Source organism: Sporosarcina sp. YIM B06819 (assembly GCF_033485175.1).
In the GTDB taxonomy this organism is placed as follows: domain Bacteria; phylum Bacillota; class Bacilli; order Bacillales_A; family Planococcaceae; genus Sporosarcina.
In genome coordinates, this window is sequence record NZ_JAWLIQ010000005.1 from 26,357 (window position 1) to 48,489 (window position 22,133).

General features: G+C 40.7%; 19 protein-coding genes, 1 pseudogene and 1 other annotated feature. Of the genes and pseudogenes, 10 read left to right on the top strand and 10 right to left on the bottom strand.

The genetic code is table 11. From position 1 onward, the window contains the following. Positions 1-23 precede the first annotated feature (23 nt). Positions 24-254: a hypothetical protein gene (locus tag R2B72_RS02915; RefSeq protein WP_412177785.1), complete on the bottom strand. Its 231-nt coding sequence runs from the start codon at positions 252-254 to the stop codon at positions 24-26. 84 nt (positions 255-338) lie between these two features. Next, positions 339-1,640 (bottom strand): alpha/beta hydrolase family protein, encoded by a 1,302-nt coding sequence (locus R2B72_RS02920; protein ID WP_318614719.1) that lies wholly within the window; start codon positions 1,638-1,640, stop codon positions 339-341. Between the two features lie 220 nt (positions 1,641-1,860). On the opposite strand from R2B72_RS02920, the gene R2B72_RS02925 reads away from it, so the two are divergent. Further along, positions 1,861-2,595: a sulfite exporter TauE/SafE family protein gene (locus R2B72_RS02925; protein WP_318614720.1), complete on the top strand. Its 735-nt coding sequence runs from the start codon at positions 1,861-1,863 to the stop codon at positions 2,593-2,595. Between the two features lie 59 nt (positions 2,596-2,654). Here R2B72_RS02925 and R2B72_RS02930 read toward each other — a convergent pair whose 3' ends face one another. Then, positions 2,655-3,491 (bottom strand): TetR/AcrR family transcriptional regulator, encoded by an 837-nt coding sequence (locus R2B72_RS02930; RefSeq protein WP_318614721.1) that lies wholly within the window; start codon positions 3,489-3,491, stop codon positions 2,655-2,657. Positions 3,492-3,591: 100 nt separating this feature from the next. Between R2B72_RS02930 and R2B72_RS02935 the strand changes: the two genes are divergently transcribed. Beyond that, positions 3,592-6,681 (top strand): efflux RND transporter permease subunit, encoded by a 3,090-nt coding sequence (locus tag R2B72_RS02935; protein WP_318614723.1) that lies wholly within the window; start codon positions 3,592-3,594, stop codon positions 6,679-6,681. 53 nt (positions 6,682-6,734) lie between these two features. Here R2B72_RS02935 and R2B72_RS02940 read toward each other — a convergent pair whose 3' ends face one another. Further along, complete coding sequence (locus tag R2B72_RS02940; protein ID WP_318614724.1) at positions 6,735-7,553, bottom strand: aldo/keto reductase; 819 nt, start codon at positions 7,551-7,553, stop codon at positions 6,735-6,737. Positions 7,554-8,073: 520 nt separating this feature from the next. On the opposite strand from R2B72_RS02940, the gene proS reads away from it, so the two are divergent. Next, a complete protein-coding gene (gene proS, locus R2B72_RS02945) occupies positions 8,074-9,513 on the top strand; it encodes a proline--tRNA ligase (RefSeq protein WP_318614725.1) in 1,440 nt (479 codons plus the stop codon). A gap of 225 nt (positions 9,514-9,738) precedes the next feature. Here the strand turns inward: proS and R2B72_RS02950 are convergent, their stop codons facing one another. Then, the gene (locus tag R2B72_RS02950) at positions 9,739-10,674 is read right to left on the bottom strand and encodes an EamA family transporter (RefSeq protein WP_318614727.1); all 936 of its coding nucleotides are present in this window, start codon (positions 10,672-10,674) and stop codon (positions 9,739-9,741) included. Between the two features lie 70 nt (positions 10,675-10,744). Continuing rightward, positions 10,745-10,958: a binding site (T-box leader), on the bottom strand. A gap of 165 nt (positions 10,959-11,123) precedes the next feature. Here R2B72_RS02950 and R2B72_RS02955 point away from each other — a divergent pair. The 6 genes from R2B72_RS02955 to R2B72_RS02980 all read left to right on the top strand — a co-directional run bounded on the left by R2B72_RS02955 (position 11,124) and on the right by R2B72_RS02980 (position 16,727). Beyond that, positions 11,124-13,295, top strand: a complete 2,172-nt coding sequence (locus tag R2B72_RS02955; protein WP_318614728.1) for a choice-of-anchor I family protein — start codon at positions 11,124-11,126, stop codon at positions 13,293-13,295. A gap of 4 nt (positions 13,296-13,299) precedes the next feature. Next, entirely contained in the window at positions 13,300-13,464 is a 165-nt protein-coding gene (locus R2B72_RS02960) for a hypothetical protein (RefSeq protein WP_318614729.1), read from the top strand. Positions 13,465-13,690: 226 nt separating this feature from the next. Then, on the top strand, positions 13,691-14,671 hold the full coding sequence (locus tag R2B72_RS02965; protein WP_318614730.1) for a c-type cytochrome: 981 nt from the start codon (positions 13,691-13,693) through the stop codon (positions 14,669-14,671). Between the two features lie 185 nt (positions 14,672-14,856). Continuing rightward, positions 14,857-15,084, top strand: coding sequence for a helix-turn-helix transcriptional regulator (locus R2B72_RS02970; RefSeq protein WP_412177786.1), 228 nt, complete (start codon positions 14,857-14,859; stop codon positions 15,082-15,084). A gap of 3 nt (positions 15,085-15,087) precedes the next feature. After that, positions 15,088-15,390, top strand: a complete 303-nt coding sequence (locus tag R2B72_RS02975; RefSeq protein WP_318614732.1) for a hypothetical protein — start codon at positions 15,088-15,090, stop codon at positions 15,388-15,390. Between the two features lie 110 nt (positions 15,391-15,500). Next, positions 15,501-16,727 (top strand): serine hydrolase, encoded by a 1,227-nt coding sequence (locus tag R2B72_RS02980; RefSeq protein ID WP_318614733.1) that lies wholly within the window; start codon positions 15,501-15,503, stop codon positions 16,725-16,727. A 169-nt stretch (positions 16,728-16,896) separates the two neighbouring features. On the opposite strand, the gene R2B72_RS02985 is transcribed toward R2B72_RS02980, so the two are convergent. From R2B72_RS02985 to R2B72_RS03005, 5 genes and pseudogenes are all read right to left on the bottom strand, one after another. Further along, complete coding sequence (locus tag R2B72_RS02985; protein WP_318614734.1) at positions 16,897-17,133, bottom strand: hypothetical protein; 237 nt, start codon at positions 17,131-17,133, stop codon at positions 16,897-16,899. 21 nt (positions 17,134-17,154) lie between these two features. Then, on the bottom strand, positions 17,155-17,973 hold the full coding sequence (locus R2B72_RS02990) for a purine-nucleoside phosphorylase (protein ID WP_318614959.1): 819 nt from the start codon (positions 17,971-17,973) through the stop codon (positions 17,155-17,157). A 160-nt stretch (positions 17,974-18,133) separates the two neighbouring features. Then, positions 18,134-19,293, bottom strand: a pseudogene (locus tag R2B72_RS02995) (RNA-guided endonuclease InsQ/TnpB family protein). A gap of 246 nt (positions 19,294-19,539) precedes the next feature. Then, a complete protein-coding gene (locus tag R2B72_RS03000) occupies positions 19,540-20,727 on the bottom strand; it encodes an alanyl-tRNA editing protein (RefSeq protein ID WP_318614735.1) in 1,188 nt (395 codons plus the stop codon). A 114-nt stretch (positions 20,728-20,841) separates the two neighbouring features. After that, a complete protein-coding gene (locus R2B72_RS03005) occupies positions 20,842-21,189 on the bottom strand; it encodes a hypothetical protein (protein ID WP_318614736.1) in 348 nt (115 codons plus the stop codon). Between the two features lie 276 nt (positions 21,190-21,465). Between R2B72_RS03005 and R2B72_RS03010 the strand changes: the two genes are divergently transcribed. Next, positions 21,466-22,008 carry an NADPH-dependent FMN reductase gene (locus R2B72_RS03010; protein ID WP_318614737.1) on the top strand — a complete coding sequence of 181 codons (543 nt, stop codon included), beginning with the start codon at positions 21,466-21,468 and terminating at the stop codon, positions 22,006-22,008. Positions 22,009-22,133: the final 125 nt, after the last annotated feature.

The window sequence follows — 22,133 nt, forward strand, 5'->3', positions numbered from 1 at the left end:
GGAGTGATATTACGAGTGAAGCTTTACCTTTTTTTATTCTCAAACAACAGGTAATGTGCATTTCCCACTTTACCTTCTATGTAATCGAGTGAAAAATGACCGTGTGGATCTGCTAAATCTCCAATGGCTCGAGATAGATTGTCAATCGCGAGATGTAGCGTCTCCAACTGCCTAGTCTCGTTGCCCCGATTCATCTCATCCATAATTTCGTGAGCGAGATGCTGGATTCGACGCAAGCGAGTTTCCTTTGTCATCATAATATCCTCCCCCATCAACTGATATTGCCTAACTATATGGCGGATGGGGGAGGGTTATGACTGGACGCAGATTGTGCGGTATTATAAATCTTTCAAAAATCCGACAATCCCATCCATCAACCCGTGTGCCAAAGGTAAATCTGGATTACCATAAGTCGCGATATTACCTTCGCGATCTTCAGGTGATTCCTTCAAGATATGATTCATTTTGTCCACGATCAGTAACTCGGCATCTTTTTTCGCGTCATGCAATAGTTCCGCGTCCTTAACGGGTACTTGGATGTCTCGATTGCCGTTCACTAGGAGAACTGGGACTTGTAGCTTTTTCAGTTGCTCGGCCGGGTCATAGTGCAACCATGAAATCATATAAGGTTGAACGGATGGGCGGAAGAGACTTTGCAATTCGGGGCTGATGGTTTGTACTTGCTCGCCTTGTTTTAACGCATTCAAAATGGTGTTGGATTCTTCGAGTAGGTTAGCCGGCAGTTGCTCATCTAATTGTTCCATAAGTACTTGATCAATCGGTCTACCTGCTCCTGCAATGGAAATGAATGCATCCGCAATTGCTTGTTCCGCAGCGACCATCCCGATTAATGACCCTTCGCTATGGCCGATAATGCCAACCTTTGAAAAACGTGCATCCGTTTTAGCAAATTGAACCCATGCCGCAGCATCGTCAATATAGTGATTGAACCGCAAATCTTGTTCTTTGCCAGCTAAGCCCATGTTCTTACCGATTCCGCGCTTGTCATAGCGGATACTCGCCACACCTTCTGCTGCTAACCCTTCCGCAATCATTTTCAAACTATTATTTTTCCCGGGCAACAATTGTGAATTGCCGTCATGATCTGTGGGACCAGATCCTGCGATAATGACCATGAGTGGGAAAGGACCTTCACCTTGAGGCATTTCTAATAGGCCATCCATCGTTCCATTTTCTACGTCCACTTGAACAACATCACCTGTTTCAACGACTTCTTCTGGACTGCCTTTTGTTAATTCAAAGGGGAAGGATTGACCTTGTTGTGTGAATGTCCCCGTGATGCTGTCTTGTGCTACTTTGCCATCAAATGTGATGCGTTGACCTTGAATATTCATCTCAAGAAATATGTCTGTGTCATTTAGTGTCGTGCTTGTTAGTGCGTAGTCATTTAATCCTTGTGCGGGAATACTAATTGTGCCGCTCGTTTTTTCGAATGTCAGTATAATGGGCAGCGGTTGATTTGGAACCTGAATGGAGCCATTCCATACACCTTCAATTTCTTCCAATGAACTCACCTCTTCTGCATTAGTTTCTGGCATTGCTTCTTTCTTCTTGCTACAGCCCGCAATTAATAGAAGGATGCTTATCAATAAACAAAAAGTAATCCCGAATTTTTTCATACGGAGCCCTCCTGCTACCTAATTTGTTCTATACATAGTATAACAAAGTGGATTGGTGGAGTAAAGAATATTCAACTTTCTTGTTGCGTTTTAATTTGAATGACGCACTTCAGTCTATTAGTATTTCTAATAGACTCCCATTCATACAATCGAATTTACTTATGATTGAAAGATGAATATGCTAAGTGTATAGAAGCTTTAGTTGAAAGAAGGATGCCCTATGGAATACGTTATGCTTTATTTCATCGGCTTTGCAGCAACGACGCTTGGTACGTTAGCGGGAGGTGGGGGACTGATCAGTTTGCCAGCCATGCTGTTGATGGGGTTGCCCGTTCACTCCGCAATTGGGGCCAACAAAGTATCGAATACAGTGAGCTCCTTTTCAAGTTTTTTTGTCATCTATAAAAATAAAGAAGTCACCGTCAAAGAAGCGCTGACGGTTGTCCCACTCAGCCTGACCGGGGGAATTACCGGCGGGGTGATTGCCTCCTTTTTAAAAGAAGAGTGGATGGTTGTCATTGCGATTGTGCTGCTGACCTTTGCATTCATTACCTCATTTTTAGGAAAAGTAGACTTTGAGGGCAATGAGCCGTTCCGTGTTACGAAGAAGAGTGCCTCTTCGTTGTACGGTATCGGGATTTACGATGGCGTATTTGGTCCTGGTAGTGGAACATTAGCGTTATATGTCTATGCACGAATGAAAATCTCTTACCTGAGAGCTGTCGGTCTATCTCGTATTATGATTTTTTCGAGCTGTTTTGGTGCATCAATTAGTTATATTTCAACAGGGAAAATCATTTGGCCACTTACGTTTGCGTTGATGTTAGGGTCAATCAGTGGAGCGCAGCTTGGCGTTCGCCTTGCACGGAAATTAAAAGCGAAGCATGTGAAACCAATTCTTCGTGTTGTGACAGTACTATTGATCGTGCAAATAGTAGTGGAATATTTTGGATAGGTTTAAAAAAGGCCGTTTCAAAAGTCGATTGTCGTCGATTTTTGAAATGGCCTGTTTTATTATTGGATTTTAAAATAATTGCGAAGCAAGTAAGAAACCCATTTACAATGGGAGTGCGTTCGAATGTTTTCAAGTAATCCCTTTACGATGGCTGGACTTAACGTCGGTTCAACTAACTGTTGCTTCAGAAGGATTAGTGATTCTTTTTCAATAGACTCTTCAATTTCATCTATATTTTGTTCGAGGATTTCGAGAATTTGATCCTTCGTTGCTTCTTCAGTCATTGGTTGTTGACGAAGTTGAATCAGCTCGGTTGAAATAAACGGGATTGTAATATGTCTTGCTAGTACATTTGTTTTTTCCACAAGTGACTTGGCTAGTAGATCTAAATCTAATGGCAGGTTATAGAATAAAAACAACTCTGAATATGTTTTCATAAAGCCTTTCACGCAGTACATGACGTCGTGTTTTGTCTGTTCAATCTCATCACCGTATAATCGTTCGACCATCGATAAGATAATTGTATCCATTGCTTGATCATAAATACGGCCTTTTAGGATGAATTCCTCGTTAAATGATCGCATTTGTTCTTTAATAAGAATCTTGGCGAAATCAGCATGTTTATCAAAGGAATTGAAAATGGTGTAATAAAATTTGTATAAAAGGTCTTCATCGTTTTTTGTGCTTTTGACCACGTAGTCAATATCGGAAGTGAACTTCATCATGAAGTAATCGATCAATGCTAAAATCAATTCGTCCTTTGATTTGAATGATAGGTAGAAAGCGCCTTTTGAAATGCCGCAGTGCTCAGTGATTTGTTGGATGGATGTTGATTCAAAGCCTTTTTCTGCGAAAAGTTCTAATGCCTTTTCCATAATCAATTGTTTTTTCATCATTGGTATAGTATCGCTCCTAGGGTTTTTTGTTGACAGATGACCCGTTAGTCATTAGTATAAGGAATTGAATCAGATTAGTCAAATAGGGGAAGGTGTAAGAGTGAAAGGTTTAGTCAATTTTGTCTTGAAGAATAAATTAGCAGTTTGGTTGCTAACAATCATCATAGTTGTATCGGGTATCTATTCAGGTACACGTATGAAAACAGAGACGCTTCCAGATATTTCGATTCCATTTTTAATGGTGATGGATGTCTACCCGGGGGCCACTCCTGAGCAAGTCATGAAGGATGTCTCCATACCATTAGAGAAAGCGGTAGACAATCTTGAACATGTAAAATCTGTTTATTCAAATTCCTATTCGAATATGTCAAATCTTCAAGTTGAATACGAATATGGTATAGACATGGATGAGGCGAAACGTGCATTAGCATCAGCGCTCGATGCAGTGTCTCTACCAGAAGGCGCTCAAAAGCCAACCATTACAGCAATTAGCATGAACATGATGCCCGTTGTTGCATTGAGTATCAGTAGTACGACGGAGGATATTGTTGAACTAACATCCACAGTCGAGGAAATCTTGCTTCCAAAAATCGAGAAAATCGATGGGGTAGCATCTGCTACTATTACAGGTCAGCATATTGAAGAAGTACAACTTACGTATGATGACAAAAAGATGGCTGAGCTTGGTATAACGCCAGATTCAGTCAAGCAAATGATCCAAGCAAGTGATCTAGCTGTATCATTGGGTCTTTACGAATTCGAAGAAGGTGAGCAAGCTGTTGCAGTAGACGGCAAGTTCATGACAGCTGATGAATTAAAAGGAATGCTTATTCCTGTCACACCGTCTGAAACAAATCCATCACCATTTGTGAAGCTTGGCGATATCGCGACAATTGAAGTCGTCGGTAAAGTACAATCAGTTTCACGAACAAACGGTGAAAATGCCATTGCCATTCAAATTATTAAAGGGCAGCAGGCAAACACAGTAGATGTTGTAAATGATGTGAAGAAATTAATTTCAGATGAAGAGAAAAAAATTGACGGTCTTGTAGTCGATGTATCACTTGACCAAGGTGCGCCAATTGAAAAATCGGTTTCAACAATGATTGAAAAGGCGTTATTTGGTGGGGGAATTGCGATATTAATCATTCTTCTCTTCTTACGCGATTTTAAATCAACCATTATTTCAATCGTCTCCATCCCGGTTTCGATTTTCATGGCTTTACTGCTACTCAACTGGATGGGGATTACGCTCAATATTATGACGCTTGGTGCGATTACGGTTGCCATTGGGCGTGTCATCGATGACTCGATTGTCGTCGTTGAAAATATTTATCGGCGTCTGCATTTAAAAACAGAAAAATTATCAGGTCGGGTGCTTGTGCGTGAAGCAACGATTGAAATGTTCAAACCAATTATGTCCTCAACATTAGTAACGGTTGCGGTATTCGCGCCACTTATTTTCGTGGGCGGTATGGTCGGTGAGTTGTTCATGCCGTTTGCATTAACAATGACATTTGCACTTGGTGCTTCGTTACTTGTTGCGATTACAATCGTTCCTGCATTATCTCACTTCTTATTTAGGAAAAAGCTATATAGTGAGAAAACAGAAAGCAACCATAAAGAGGTTGGTAAATTAGCAACTTGGTACAAAGGCATTCTAGCTTGGACGCTCAACCATAAATGGATTACTTCAATCATTTCCATTGTTTTATTAGCTGGAAGTGTGGCATTGACGCCATTAATTGGATTTAGCTTTATGGGTAGTGAAGAAGAAAAAGTGATGTACTTAACGTACACGCCAGAGGCTGGCGAGCTAATGGAAGATACGTTAGCAAACATTGGAGCTGTGGAACAAGAGCTATTAAAACGCGATGATATTGATATTGTCCAGTTATCTGTTACGGATGCGGCTGATCCTATGGCAGCTATGATGGGTGGAGGTTCAAATGGTGCGTTAATGTACCTGATCTTTGACCCAGATATGAAGAATTTCCCGGAAGCTCGCACAGAAATTGAAGACTATGTATTCAACATTGCCGAAACAGGCGAATGGAAGAGCCAAAACTTTGGCGCTATGGGCGGTGCGTCTACAAATGAAGTAAGCTACACGTTCTACAGTGAAAATTTAGATAAGCTAAATGAAGCTGTAAAAATGGTAGAAGGCGTTATGAATGACAACAATCGTCTTGAAGATGTTTCTTCAAGTGCAAAAGATGCATTTGTAGAGTACAAACTTAAAGTAGAGCAAGATGAATTACTGCAGTATGGGTTAACAACAGGGCAAATCGTTATGATGTTAAATCCAATGCGCATGCAAGATGTCTTGACAACAATTGAAAAAGACGGCAATACATTAAAAGTAATTGTACAGCAAGAAGAAGCTGTTCAACCAAAATCGATTGATGATTTATTAGCAACAGAAGTACCGACTGCGCTTGGTACGACAATGAAACTGTCTGAGTTAGTAGCCGTTGAAAAGGGGACAACGCTCAATGCGCTCACTCGTAGTAAAGGTGAATATCATGCAACAGTTTCAGGAACAATAATTGATGCTGATATTTCAAAGGCAACATCTGAAATTGATAAGGCAATTGATAAATTGGAGTTACCGAAAGGTGTTACAATTGACACTGCTGGTGTTGCTGCGGATATGAAGGAAACATTTACACAACTAATTGTGGCAATGCTTGCTGCTATCGCAATTGTGTACTTCATCCTAGTGGTCACATTCCGTGAGGGTGTTGCACCATTCGCAATTCTAGTATCGTTACCATTTGCAGTCATTGGTTCATTTGTTGGTTTATTAATCGCAGGTGAAACGATCTCTGTATCGGTCATGATGGGTCTACTGATGTTAATCGGTATCGTTGTTACGAATGCGATTGTACTTGTAGACCGGATTATCCGTATGGAACGCGAAGGTTTGAAAATGCGTGAGGCAGTTCTTGAAGCGGGAGCAACGCGACTGCGTCCAATCCTTATGACTGCAATCGCAACAATCGGTGCACTTATTCCGCTGGCAATTGGATCAGGCGGTGGCGGCGGTTTAATCTCCAAAGGTCTTGGTATTACTGTAATCGGTGGGTTAATCAGTTCAACGTTATTAACGTTGATTGTCGTACCGATCGTTTACGAGATATTATCTAAGCTGTTCAAGAAGAATCGTATTGAAATAGAAGAAGACTGATTGAACAGCCCAACAAGGAGATGCGTTTCCTCGTTGGGCTGTTTTTTACGTATTTAGTTCACTTCACTTGGGTGACGATTTACTCGGACGTTTCGATCTAACGTGGCGATTTTCTCTATATTTTCTTCAGTTAACTTGAAATCGAAAACATCGAGATTTTCTTTGATCCTTGAGGGTGTTACGGATTTAGGAATAGCAATTACGCCTGTTTGTAAATGCCAGCGTAGGATGGTTTGTGCTGGCGTTTTCCCATGTTGGGCGGCGACTTCTTGAATGACCTCATCCTGTAAGGCGTCTTTTCCATTCATAAGAGGGCTGTATGCTTCTAGTTTAATGGAATGTCCATCGCAAAATTCTTTAAGTTCCTTTTGTTGTAAGTAAGGATGACGTTCTACTTGATTCACCGCTGGGACGATTTCACATTCATCCAAAATTCGTTGCAAATGTTCAATTTCAAAGTTGCTGACACCAATTGCTTTTACGCGTCCATCTTTATAAAGTTCTTCAAGTGCTTTGTATGTTTCAATATATTTATTGTGTAAAGGTGTTGGCCAGTGAATTATATACAAATCAATATAATCCACACCAAGTTTTTCGAGGCTTGCATCAAATGCTTGTAATGTACTTTCATAGCCATGATCGGCGTTCCATAATTTTGTCGTAATAAACAATTCTTCTCTTGGAATTTTAGTTTCTGCAATCGCTTTTCCGACACCTAATTCATTGCGATAAATCATAGCTGTATCAATTGAACGATAACCTGCTTCCAGTGCGTGTTCAACTGTAGTCGTTGCAATCTCATCAGGAACCTTCCATACCCCGAATCCAAGCTGCGGCATACGCACTCCATTATTTAGTGTGACATTCTCCATTCCGTTCTCCCCTTTTTGATTATTCTGAATCAAATTCAGCATACTATATGGCTCTTTTTAATGAAAATAAACAGCCTTAATGGAGGGACGTTGTATAAACACCAAGTATTTGTTATATTATAAGGAATAGACAATCTTTGATGTGACCGAGTAGATAAGAATTGTGAACCAGAGAGTGTAGCGATTTGCTGAGAGCTAGACCACCGCTTCTTATTGAAACCTACCACGGAGATGTTATGCCAACATAACCGAGTCGTTTTCGTTATCAAACGTTTTAGAGGGCTTGAATTGATTCGATTCGAGCTAAACTAAGGTGGTACCACGTCCATTTCAGCACAAAGACGTCCTTATACAAGGGCATTTTTGTGCTTTTTATTATCTTTATTCAGAAACCCACTGAATAAAGATAATAGCCTCCGGCGGATGTCACAGATTTTGAAAGGAGTTAATCGAGCCCGCTCGATTCAAAATCTGGACGCAATCACGCCAAGGCGTAATTGATTAAGAGGAGGAGAAATTAATGACTAATCTACAAAAAAGTGATTTTTCAAAATGGTATATTGATACAATTCAAAAGGCGGATTTAATGGATTATACGCCAGTACGAGGGTGTATTGCCTTTAAACCAGATGGCTACGAAATTTGGGAGCATATTCAAGCGGAAATGGATCGTCGCTTTAAAGAAACAGGACATCGTAATGCGTATTTCCCGATGCTAATTCCAGAATCGTTTTTTGAGAAAGAGAAGGATCATATCGAAGGATTTTCACCGGAGCTTCCTTGGGTAACAGAAGCAGCAGGTGAAAAACTAGAAGAGCGTTTAGCATTGCGTCCGACTTCTGAAACGATGATTGGGCATCTCTATTCGGATTGGATTAAAAGCTACCGTGATCTACCTGTGTTAATTAACCAATGGGCGAACGTGTTCCGTTGGGAAAAGAAAACACTGCCGTTCATTCGCACATCTGAATTTTTATGGCAGGAAGGGCACACAGCTCACGTAGATGAAGAAGAAGCACGCGCAGAAACGATGCAAATGCTGAACATTTATAAAGAGGTTGTTGAAGAATTGCTGGCAATTCCGGTATACGATGGTCAAAAAACACCATCTGAACGTTTCGCGGGTGCGGTTGACACGTATTCTATTGAAGCAATGATGAAGGATGGTAAAGCTGTTCAGGCTGGAACTTCACATTACTTGGGGACGAAATTTGCGGAAGCCTTCGATATTAAGTATTTAAATAAAGAAAACAAGCATGTACATGTCCATACAACTTCTTGGGGAACGTCTACGCGTTTAATCGGTTCTGTCATTATGACGCATGGCGATGAGCAAGGTCTTGTATTGCCACCACGTATTGCGCCAACCCAAGTTGTGTTAATACCAGTAGGTCCATGGAAGAAGAATCCTGCCATTATGGAAAAACTGGATGAAATTTTCGCTGCACTAAAAGCACAAGGCATTCGAGTTCGTTTGGATGATTCCGATCAATCTCCGGGCTATAAATTCAATGAGTGGGAGCTAAAAGGTGTTCCTGTTCGCGTTGAATTAGGTCCACGGGATTTGGAAAATAACCAAGCATTGATCAAAGCACGTGACGAAGGCGAAAAAGAAGCTGTCGAGCTTTCTACTATTGTTGCGCGCATTGAAGAGGAATTAGTGACGATGCAAGCACGTCTACTCGAAAAAGCACGTGCATTCCGTAAACAACATTCGCATACGCATGTTGATTCAATTGAGCAATTAGCAAAACACATCGCAGACTCAACTGAAAAAGGAGAAATTCCTGGTTGGATTCTTGCGGGTTGGTGTGGAGGTGATGCTTGTGAAGAGCAAGTGAAAGAAGAAACGAAATTCACAACGCGCAACATTCCATTTAACCCACCAGCAGAGAAATCTAGCTGCATCAATTGTGGAAAAGAATCGAAGCATACAGTGTGGTTTGCTCGCTCTTATTAAGAATAGGGAAACGGGGTTGTCCATTTTGGATATCCCCGTTTTTATATATCGATTTCTACTCTTCGCCGAGTGATCTTGGAGAGTTATTGATCAATTGGGCAGGGGTATCAATCATTTGGACGAGGTTATCGATAAACTCGGCGGAGTTATCAATCATTTGGACAAGGTTATCGATCAATTCAACAAAGTTATCGTCATTTTGGGACCTTCAACTTATCGAGGCTCTTACGCTTTACTCTCCGAAAAAATACTAGCAACCCCCAGTAAAAACAGCATAACAATCCCAATCAACGAAAGCGTAGACCACTCGATACGTGGATCGAATAGCTGGAAAGCGAATGTGAAAACAGGTATGAAACAGATGGTCATCATGACAAAGAATGGCTCACAGTATTGAATCCCTTTTTGCAATAAAAAAGTCGGTAGTGCTACTCCGAAAATAGTTACGAGTACAATCCAATCGATATTTGCCATCAAATACGTCGGTAAAATTGCACATGTCATTAAAAAGGATAGAGTAATAATTCCGTAAAAACGATGCGCTAAAATCGCCGAGCTCGTCCAGCCAGCATTACTTAACTTCTTCGAGTAAATCGTGCAAAGTACCGCGCCTAATCCGCATAACACCGAGGCAACTATGCCATACATAAAGTCAGCTGTATTGGCCACCTGTACCCCTGAGAATCCAAACAATGCGGTCAACATAAGCAATACACTAGCGGCAAACGTGCCGGCTGTAATGATCCATTGTGCTCGCGTTGCTCGTATTTTTTCCTTCGCAAGCATCGCTGTTACCACAATGGCGAAAAAAGGTCCAACCCCCATCTCCAATGAACTGACAATCGCCGGTTCGATAAACTTCAATGCATAATAAAAGCCCATGAACGCCAAAATGGAGCTGCCATTCAATTTCACTAGATCCCCTAACGATGCGCGCACCGAAACAGTCGACGTTCTTCGTTGTTTAAAGGCAATCATATTGAAAAGAATCGTCGTAATGAAAAAACTAACTCCTGTGAATAAAAAGGGATGGACACCCTGCACTTGATTGGCATAATAGACTTGGCTCACAGACATCAGTAGGGCAGAGAGTAATAAGAAGCTTGCACCTACCATCATTGATTTTGATACATTATTCTTTGTTAGAATCGCCGTTTTCATCTCACACTCTCTCCTCCCAAAAAAAATTAATACGCAAAAAAACTCCATGCCATCCCACTTGTATTTGCATACAAGGGACGACAGAAGTCGTGGTACCACCCTACATTTACTTAATCAAATAAGCCTTCATCAGAGGTCCATAACGCGGATCAAACGGATTTTCTTACTACAAGTTCAGAAAATCAGCTCAAAGGTGAATTTGTAGCAAGTTATCCCAATACTCTCAGCGCGTATTAGTCTCTGTCCGATAATGAAAGCCACTTTGTCCTTTTCATAGCTGTTATTTATATTGTCTAATAGTTTAGAATACTTATGTTGGAATGTCAATCAGTTATATGATGATTGACCATAATATTCCTTACAAAATCTTATCAAATTCTTCATACTAGATTAATAAATGACAGGTAACATGAACTCGTAATCAAAACGAATATTACGGGGGAATTACATTGAATTTGAAAAAAGCAATGGTCGCGGGTATTGCGGCAGCTGGGTTTTTGTTAACGGCTGGACAGCCACATAATGTGTTAGCGGAACAACCGCCTTTTTTCCAATACAAAGGAGAGAAATTACGAGCCACACAAATTGCACAATATGATAGTTTGGCTGGATTAGGTGGGACGGAAATCTTAGCCTATGATGAAAAACTGAAACGAGCATTTGTGACAAATGGGGCGGAATCTGCCATCGATATTTTATCATTTGAAGCGCTGAAATCAGGGGAATTCACAAATGTGAAATCTTTGAAACGTCTTTATTTGAAGGATTTTGGCATTAAAAATGTTACTGACATTACAAGTGTAGCCGTTCACCCAACAAAAGATATCATTGCCTTATCTGTTGTCAGTAAGCCGAAAACAGATCCTGGATACATCGTGCTATTAACAAAGACAGGCGATTTCATCACCCAGGTGAAGGTTGGCGCATTACCAGATATGGTGGCTTTCACGCCCGATGGAACAAAGCTTTTATCTGCGAATGAAGGAGAACCAAGCGATGATTATACCGTGGATCCTGAAGGAACGATTTCAATTATTGATCTGACAGTAGGCCTTGACATTCTAAATGCTCAGACATTGTCATTCGAAGGCGCTGTGTTGGATAAAAACGTGCGCGTAGGTTCAAAAGGTACAATCTTACAACAGTTGGAGCCGGAATACATTGCGATTTCGCCAGATAGTAAACGTGCTTTCGTTGCGCTTCAAGAAAACAATGCAGTGGCTACGGTCAACTTGGAGACCAATACAATTATGCATGTGAAAGGTCTTGGTGTGAAAGATCATTCTATTCCAGGGAATGAACTGGATGCAAAACGAGATGATCAAACAATGATTGAAAGTTTGCCTTTACTTGGATTTTATATGCCAGACGCTATTGATACATTTTCTGTAGGTGGAAAAACATATATCCTCACACCGAACGAAGGAGATGCGCGTGACTATGAAGCGTACTCTGAGGAAGCAAGCATTGAAGATATTGCCGACAAAATTCAGTTGAATGCACAGCATTATGCAGGCTACACACAGGAAGAATTAGATCAATTGGTTGCGGGTGGTTTGTTAGATGATATGAAGAAGACGAAAATCACATTGGAAAATGGCTTAATAGATGGGAAGTATGAAGCGCTATATTCATATGGCGGTCGTAGTTTCTCGATTTTCGATGCAGACACGATGAAGCTTGTTTACGACAGTGGAAGTGAATTTGAAAGAATTACTGCCGAGGCGTTGCCAACGTATTTTAATACGAGTAATGATGAAATTTCCTATGATAAACGAAGTGCGGCGAAGGGACCGGAACCAGAAACAGTCGTAGCAGGTGTTATTAATAATATAACCTATGCGTTTGTAGCGCTAGAGCGTCTAAGCGGTATTATGGTTTATGATCTAACGAATCCGGAAAGTCCAGAGTTTACTACACTTATTTCAAGTCGTGATTATAGTGAAGATGTAAAAGGGGATGTGTCTCCTGAGGGGTTGCGATTCATACCGGCGGAAGCAAGTCCAACGGGATATCCTTTACTTGCTGCTACACATGAAGTTTCAGGGACAGTTGCCGTCTATGAGTTTGGTGGAAAAGAGGTTGCGAAGCCAACGTCATTTACGGATGTAGATAAAAGCCATTGGGCATTTACATACATGAACGATCTTTATCAAAGGGATATTATCAATAGCCTATCAAATAATAGCTTTGCACCACAACAATCTGTAACGCAGGTTGAATTTGCAGCTATGCTTGCACGGACATTAGGATTATCTTTAACTTCAGATCAATCCTCATTCGAAGATGTTCCAGAATGGGCGGCAAAAGAAGTTCAGGCATTAGTGGAAGTAGGTATTATTGAAGGAAGTGGGAGCTTTCATTCGAATGAAGTACTGACGAGGGAACAAATGGCTGTTATGCTCATTCGTGCATATGAATATAAAACACAGACGACAGTTCAAGTAACAAAAGGGAAGGTTTATAAAGACGATCGTTCGATTTCTCAAGAAGCAAAAGGTTATGTTCAAAAAGCTAGTCAGCTGGGGATGATGCAAGGAAGTAATAATAATTTTTCCCCGAAGTTGGCATCTACACGTGCCCATGCCGCAAAAGTTCTTTCTTTATTGGCTGAGAAGTAATGGAATGATACAAGGGGAAGAAGGGCTACCTAATAAGTCGATTTACTATAAAGAAGCAGGCAGGGAAATGATTCGTTTTTCTCTGCCTGCTTCTTTTGGCGGGATGATTCGACTTAAAGGTAGTATTTCCCTGCCGTTCGGTAGTAATTGCGGTCGGTTAACGAAATAGGATGAATACTAGGGAGTTAGCTTCAAAAATTCGATGATTTAAATAGTGAAAGTAGGGGAATGGCAGTATTGTCAATCTATTGAAAATGATAGACAAGGGAATGATGAAAAAATGTTGCAAAAATGTCGAATTGTCTATTAACAAACTGTGAACTTTTTACCTGTACGGGTATTTTTTCTACTGACCTTTGTTACAATGTAAGAGACAATAGAAGGAGGTCATAGATGTGAGAAAGACATCGACTTTAGTACTAGGATTCTTATTTGTCGTTTCACTTGCAGTTATCGGCTTGATGGCCAACCAATTGGAAAAGAAAGAACAAACCGCAACGAATACTGAAACCGCGGAACAGAAAGAAGAAGTAGCAGGAAAAGTAGCGGGAGTTACACACACTCCACCATCTCTTGATGATGTGCCTGAAGGGCCTCTCGGAGAGGCAATTTTAAGAGGGTACGCGCTAACGAATGACACGTCAAATGTACTGAGGGCAGAAGCATCAACTGCTGAAGATGGGGAGCAACGGGTCAATGCTCTATCTTGTACAAGTTGTCACGCTGGGGCGGGACTGGATGAAAATTCTTCGTCATTTGTCGGCGTATCCGCGGTATATCCGATGTATATTCCACGTTCAGGTCAAATTGTGACGTTGGAAGAACGTATCAATGGATGTATGGTCAGAAGTATGGACGGTCAAAAATTTGCTCCGGATGATGAAGATATGGATGCAATGGTTGCCTATTTGACGTACATATCTGAAGGAATTCCTGTTGGTGTAGATTTACCTTGGCGTCACCAAAATAGCCTTGATGATTTGCCAACACCAAGCGTAGCAGACGGTGAGCAATTGTATCAGCAATCTTGTATTGCTTGTCATGCTGCCGATGGATCAGGGACGGGTTCTAACACAGGACCTGCTCTATGGGGTGAAGGTTCATTCAATGATGGAGCTGGACTTGCTCGGATGACAAAGATGGCTGGTTATATTCAAAACAATATGCCACTTGGTGCTGAAAAAACATTAAGTGACAAAGAGGCAAGTGACCTTGCTGCCTTCGTCTTATCACAAGAGCGTCCAGAGTGGAAAAATCACGACAAAGACTGGCCTAACGGTGGTCGCCCAACAGATATTATGACGAAAGATCTTCGTCAACAAGTGCAAGATGGCACGATTGATTGGGATGAAGTGCTCGGGAAGAATAAACAATAATAAGAGATGAAAAAGCTAGGTTCTCAAAACAGAACCTAGCTTTTTTATATTTACTAAATGTCGTTATAAATGTAAGGAAATTGTTAATCTTGACTCCCATTATTGTGATTTTTGAAAATACAATGTAATATATTCTTTACTTAAGGTAAAAAATATATTACATTGTATCCAGGAGGTGATTGGCATTGCCATTCACGAATGACAGACAGATAAGCAATCGGATTGTTGTATTAAGGGCAGAAAGAGGTTTATCTCAAAAAGAGGTTGCTGATCAATTAGGCGTGAGTCGGCAGACGATCATATCATTAGAAAAAAACAGATATAATCCCTCTTTAAAATTAGCTTTTGACATTGCACTATTTTTTAATGTGGATCTACATGAAGTTTTTCAATACGGAATTGGGGAGGAATAGGGAATGGATATTTTTTTAGCTGTCACAAGGATTGCATATGTTCTACTTTTTTTCTACGCGATGTTTATCCAGTTCAAATTTGAATGGGGGGAAGAGGGCAAGGATGAAAGGGGGAAGAATATTGCTAGTAAATCATATAGTATTGTATTCCCACTTATCCCTTTAGGATGGCTATTTATTGAATTGTACAGTAGCAATATTAGTGCACTTGACTATGAAACATATAAATTGGCTATTTGGTTTTTAGTAACGGGGTTAATGATTCTTCATGCATTAAATATAACGGTTTTAAAGAGACGGTATTGAGGTTATGGGAAGGAATGGTGCTTTTGCATGAATATGTACAGTTGGATTGGAATGATAGGAATCATTGTTTTTACGCTTCTACCTTTTAGGAAGAAAGAGCTCCGTACAAAATGGAGATTCGCAAAGCAATCGTGACAGTAGCTATTGTGCTCGGAATCATCATGGCGGTACTGGTATTTGGTATCCCATATTTACTTGCCTTGTTAGTGGGATTGTTAGTATTTATTTTGAGTGATGAAAAAACGTATACGAAAAATCGATTGCTTATCTATGGGTCTATCATTCTTCTACTTGGAACAGGGGGATACACAGTGCTTCGAGATAATCCGGAGTATGTCATGAAACATTTGAAGAATAATCCTAAGACAACATCTCTTTATGTCGCGCAAAATGGTGAAGAAGTTATTAGCTATCAAGCGGATGTCGTTCGACCGTTAGCTAGTACTGTCAAAATCCTAATTGCTACCGAATATGCGATGCAAATTGAGCGAGGTCGATTGAACAAAGAGAGCGTGGTGTCTCTTGATGACTTGAAGCACCACTACTTTGAACGAACAGATGGCGGGGCACATGAAGCTTGGTTGGAGAGTATGACAAACGAAGGTAAAATCAAAAATAATAAAGTGAAGTTACATGATGTTGCAAAAGGTATGATTGTTTATAGCTCGAACGCAAACACTGATTATCTTATTAACTTATTAGGTACGGCTTCGATTAATGAGCGAGCAAAAGCTCTTGGGCTTACTCAGCATGAGGAGGTCTATCCGATTGTTGGTGCACTCTTTATCCCAAGCCACATCAAGACCGGTGGGATGAATGATAAGCAACTTGTTCAAGCACTGAAAAAGTTGCCAATGGAAACCTATCATTCATTAGCAGAAGAGTTGAGCAATGCATTGAAGGAAGGCGCGCTAGATTTTGGGGACGCTGCAGCGGATCTTTCTATGGATGTTCAAAAAATATGGTCTGATCGATTGATTGGTGCGACTGCAAATGACTATGGCAAGCTGATGGCTTCCATCTCAAATGACGAATTGCCATTGGTTGCTACTGAAGTATTACGCGACTTGTTGGAATGGCCCATGGAAATGAACGAAAGTAACCAAGACCGTTTTACCCATTTAGGAATGAAGGGCGGCTCTACTTCATTCGTGCTTACACAAGCACTTTACGCAGAAACGCTAGAAGGCGATAAGACAGAAATCGTTCTATTAACTGACAATCTATCCCCTAGGGAAGTGAAGTTGATGCAGAGAAATTTAAATTCATTTGTATCCAAGTTAATAGGCGATGAGGAATTTCGTCATAGCGTTCAACAGCAGCTTCTGGAAGAGTAAGAGGCGCTCTTTGCCTTTTACTAGCAAGACCGAAAATCCCCGAGCCTCTAGGCGCTGGAGACTAGACGAGAAATCACGTTATTTCAACTTATCCACAATACGAGATTTCATCATTCCTAGACAATAAAAAAGGGCCGAAAAGTGGCCCTTTTGGTAATAAATAATTGATTTAGTTCGTCCGTATTTTTAATTTTTTACTTAATTTCTGCGTGAGGAAATTAGAAATAACGGCTGCTGCAATAATTGACAATACTGGCGTGAAACCACCTAGTTTATAGACAAAGTTGTTCATTCCAGAAGTGACATCTGGTTGATATATCGCCGTTAAAATAACTCCTACCAAAACTTGAAGGGCTACGTAGAGCACCATGAAGATGACGAGAAAGATTACGTATTTTTTCAACATGATTTTTCCCCCATGTTTTTATTAGATCTCTTTCAAAACATTTTTAATCAGATGTACAAATGCACTACGAGATTTAGCGGCAACAGCAATAACATCATCATGACTTAAAGGTTCATCTAAAATTCCACAAGCCATATTTGTTAAGCAAGAAATACCTAACACCTTCAGCCCAGAGTGAATCGCGACCACAGCTTCAGGTACTGTTGACATCCCAATGGCATCTCCACCTAAAATACGAATCATGCGAATTTCAGCAGGTGTTTCGTAAACAGGGCCACTCCACCAGCCGTAGACACCTTCACGAAGTGTAATGTTTTGCTCTTGTGCTACTTGCAACGCTGTACTTCTTAGCTCACGATTGTAAACCTCTGAAACGTCAGGGAAGCGAGTGCCTAAATCGTCATTATTTTTACCAATCAACGGATTGATGCCCACTAAGTTAATATGATCGGTGATTAACATTAATTCGCCGGGATTAAAGTCAGTGTTTACTGCACCACAGGCATTCGTAATAATCAGCTTGTCGATCCCTAATGCTTTCATAACGCGTACAGGGAAAGTTACTTCGTCTAATGAATAGCCTTCGTAAAAATGGTAACGTCCTTTCATAGCGACAACTGTTTTTCCTTCTAATTGACCAATTACTAACTCATTGGCGTGACCGATTGCAGCTGACTTTGAGAAAAAAGGAATGTCTTCATAAGGAATGACGACACTATTTTCGATATCATCAGCAAGACTTCCTAGACCAGAGCCTAGAATAATCCCTATTTCGGGAATAGCTGTTGTTTTACTAAGAATATAATCTTTTGCTTCTATAATTTCTGCTGTTTTATGCACGGAAGTGCCTGCTACTAAAAACATAGAAAAACGTGTAAGTTCTTCTACGCTAGACAATTTCCTGCTTCTTCGTACCCCGCCTCGTCACTCGCTCACTACTACGGTTGGTTTAGCACTCCACAGGCGTAAATTCGGATGTAGCCCACCCTACATATACACGTTATCGTTGTGTGATAACCGTGTATTCCTTTGCGTATTTCAAATTTAAACTGGCATTAAAATCCCGGTCAAGAAGCGTATCGCAATTGTCACAGACAAATGTCCGTTCAGAAAGACTGAGTGTTGTCTTTTTGACACCACAAGTTGAACAAAGCTTAGAGGATGGATACCATCTATCCGCTATTCGTAGTTCAATACCCTTTTCAAGACATTTATCCGTTAGCATTTCCCGAAAAGCCGAAAAACACTGTTGTGCAATAGCTTTAGATAAATACCGATTTTTCTTCATGCCTTTGACGTTTAAATCTTCAATCGTAAGATACGTTGGTTTGGTTTTCACCAACACACTTACCACATACCGAATATATTCCTGTCGGATGTTCGCTAGTCTAGCGTGCAATTTTTGAACAACTAGAAGTTGTTTCTGCCTGTTTTTAGCGCAGCCTTCACCTCTCTTTCGGTTTTTATTTTGTTCATAACTGCGACTCAGTTTCCGCTGTTGTCGCTTCAAGCTTTTTTCTAATTTAATAACTGGTTGAGTCTTATTGATGTTTTCGAATTGACCATGATGACTACAAACTGCAAAAGTACTGATTCCTAGGTCAATTCCAATCCCATCATGTTCTGGGATACAGGCTTCGCGCACTTCTTCGACTTCACATAAAACAGAGACAAAATATCGACCAGCTTTTTGAGACATCGTACAATTGATAACGGCTGCATTCGTCGGAATATAACCCAATTCCTTCAAACGAACCCAACCAATCGTCGGCACTTTAATGCGATGACGTTCAACTGTCAAATCAGTCATATTATTTTTCGGAAAATAGGCTTTAACATTTTGATTTCTCTTCTTTTTGAAACGTGGAAATTGAGCCAATCCTTTAAAAAGTTCCGAAAAGCCTTATCGCCGTTCATAATGGCCTGCTTCACGGCTTTACTCGAGACATCTTTAATCCATTGATCGGTTTCTTTTGTATGGACATTGTTCAGCCATTTTGAAAAATCGTAACCAGATAGGTGCTTCTTTGTTTTTTGATAATGTTCTTGTGCGGTGCGAAGATACAAATTGTAGACGTATCGACAAACGCCGATAGTTTGGTTGACTTTTTGTTGTTGGGCAGCGGTGAGGAGAACTTCTGTTTTATATGCTTTTTTCAAAACAAGCATCCCCTTTACTTTTTTCCCTTCCAATCGCAGTTTCAGCCTCTTTAACAACCTTTACCCTATCTACCGCACAGATAATCGTCGAAAAACTTCTAAGTCAATAGATCATTTACTATATTTTTATATAGTTTTCAATGTTTTTGATAACAGTAGTTAGCTCCTTTTATTTTGCCTACAAGTTATATACAAGTCACAACTATTATAGCACGTCGAATATTGATTCCCTTGTTGTTAGACCCTTTAAATTACTTGGTTAAACATTGCATGTACTAATTTCTCGGCAGTCACTAGTTGCTCTCCGCCACCCTGCACAAATGCATCACTGCCGCCGCCTTTGCCGTTAATGAGAGGAAGTGCAGCGGCTGAAACTTGCTTCATGCTCGTTGCGATGGAAGCTCCACGTGCCGCGACAAATTGTAGGCGGCCTTCATTGTCGGCGACGAGAAGTGCAATAATGTCCTCATTGTCCGTTACCAACAGTTTGGCGAGCTTCTGTAATTGTTGGACAGTACGTCCTGTAAAGACTGCTTTGACAACGCCTTGCTGTTGCGTATTCAACAGTTCCTTCGCTTCACATGTTAATAACTGTTCTTGTGCTTCCTCTAGCGATTTTTCAAGTGAATGATTAGTAGCTAGTAATTTTTCGATGGCTCCAGCAACGCCATCTTCAGGTGCACTTAATAACTGGGATGCTGCTGTCAGTTGCTGATTTTTTTGCTGTAATTGCTGCAGTACACGTCCGCCACAAACAAAATGCACGCGTACTTTACGCTTTTGCTTTTCTGTCGATAAAATCTTTAAGGCGCTTACTTGTCCTGTTGAACTTGGGTGTGTCCCTCCGCAACCGTTATCATCAAAGTTCGGAATGATAACTAACCGGATTTCGTCCGTTACGGCTAGTTGCTTACGGAGTGAATACTGGTCAAGTTCGTCCTCTGTCACCCATTTTGTCTCAATCGGTCTGTTTTCAAGGATGACATCGTTTGCCAATCGTTCCACGGCGGCCAGTTGCTCAGGCGAAACCTCTTCCACATCCAAATCAATCGACACAATCTCTTTGCCTAAATGAAAACTAACCGTTGGAAAGTCGAACAACTCCACAAAAGCCGCTGACAAAATATGTTGTCCTGCATGCTGTTGCATATGATCAAAGCGCCGCTCCCAATCAATGACGCCCTCCACTTCGCTTGCAGTAGCAAGACTTTCTGCCACCATATGTCGGACTTCACCATCCACCTCTTCCACATGAAGGACCGCAATCCCATTCAACGTCCCGCTATCAGCCGGCTGTCCGCCACCTTCAGGATAAAAAGCTGTATTGTCCAACACGACATAAGGTTGTCCTTGCTCATCTTGCGAAGCTTTGGTAATTTGTGCTGCAAACGATTTGCAATAGGCATCCACATAATACAACCGATCTTTTAACATGATATCGACTCCCGCTAGTTGTTTTGTTTATTTTACCACGGATGAAAAGATTTGATTCGAAATCAACATGAAAATACACAATCCCTGGCATAGAGTTTGCTAGGGATTGTGTGCTTATGACGATAGTTGTTTTCGTTTAGGGATGGCTAATTTTGTGATTAACTTCTCATAGTTCTCCGGCCAGACTTTTTTCATTATCAGTGTCAAAAATAGCAGGCATAGTAAAAGAATAATAGAGAGGATGCTTGTCAGTCGGAAGAACAGCGTTTCTGAAAATCCGCCGTACCCCATGGAAATCGTGATGCTGCTAATAACAATAAGAGATAAGACAGGAATCAGTTGAAAAAATACATCATGATTTCTTTTCATAAGAAATCGCATGAGATAAGGAGAAAGTAAAGCAATCAGCAGTAGATAAAATAGGATAACGAGTAAGTCGATGACGATTATGAATCTATCCATCTCTTTTCATAACCTCCTTGGAAAAAATAAGTTACTCAATCTATACCCGAGGATTCCCGTTATTATGCGTGACTATACCCAGATTCTATTACTTCTTTATATTTGAACGCTATATCACTAAGTTAGTTTCTTTAACTATTCAACATATGATGAAATCTTGCGTAGTAGCTTCGAGGAGGGAAATTAAAATTGACTAAGCACTATATAGTATGTCGATAGGCGAAGTTGTGTAGAATACAGGCTAATGAACAAAAAAATAACAAGGGAGAGATACATATGAAAATTGTAGCGCTTGTGGGCAGTTTGCGAAAAGATTCGTTAAATAGGCAGTTGGTGAAGACGATTGAAAAGAGATATCGTCATCTGTTTGAGCTGGAAATTGCGGATATAGGTAGTCTGCCACATTATAATGAAGATGATGAAAAGACGCCTTCTGAGGCAGTGAAGCAATTTAAACAGCAGATTGCTGAGGCAGATGCCGTTATTATTAGTACGCCTGAATTTAACTGGTCTGTGCCGGGCGTGTTACAAAATGCATTGGATTGGACTTCCAGAGTGGAGCGTCCGCTTGTTGGAAAGCCTGTTTTACCGATGGGTGCATCACAAGGGGTACTTGGCACTGTGAGAGCTCAATTGCATTTGCGCCAAGTGCTGATGAGCATGGGCGTCAATGCGAAAATTTTACCACCTGCGGGAAATGAAATTTTCATTGGATCAGCGGGGCAGAAGTTTACAGACGGTGAACTGACAGATGAAGCTACACTGTCATTTTTAGACAAGATTATGGATAAGTTTGTTGCATTCGTCAAAGAGCAGTAACGTGATCTACGATAAATAACCGCCTTATTGATTTCATGGTGAAATCAATAAGGCGGTTTTTAGTTTAGTTCAACCATTTCGCCATATGATGAAAGGTTTTTATTTACGGAAGATGCTTTGAAAAT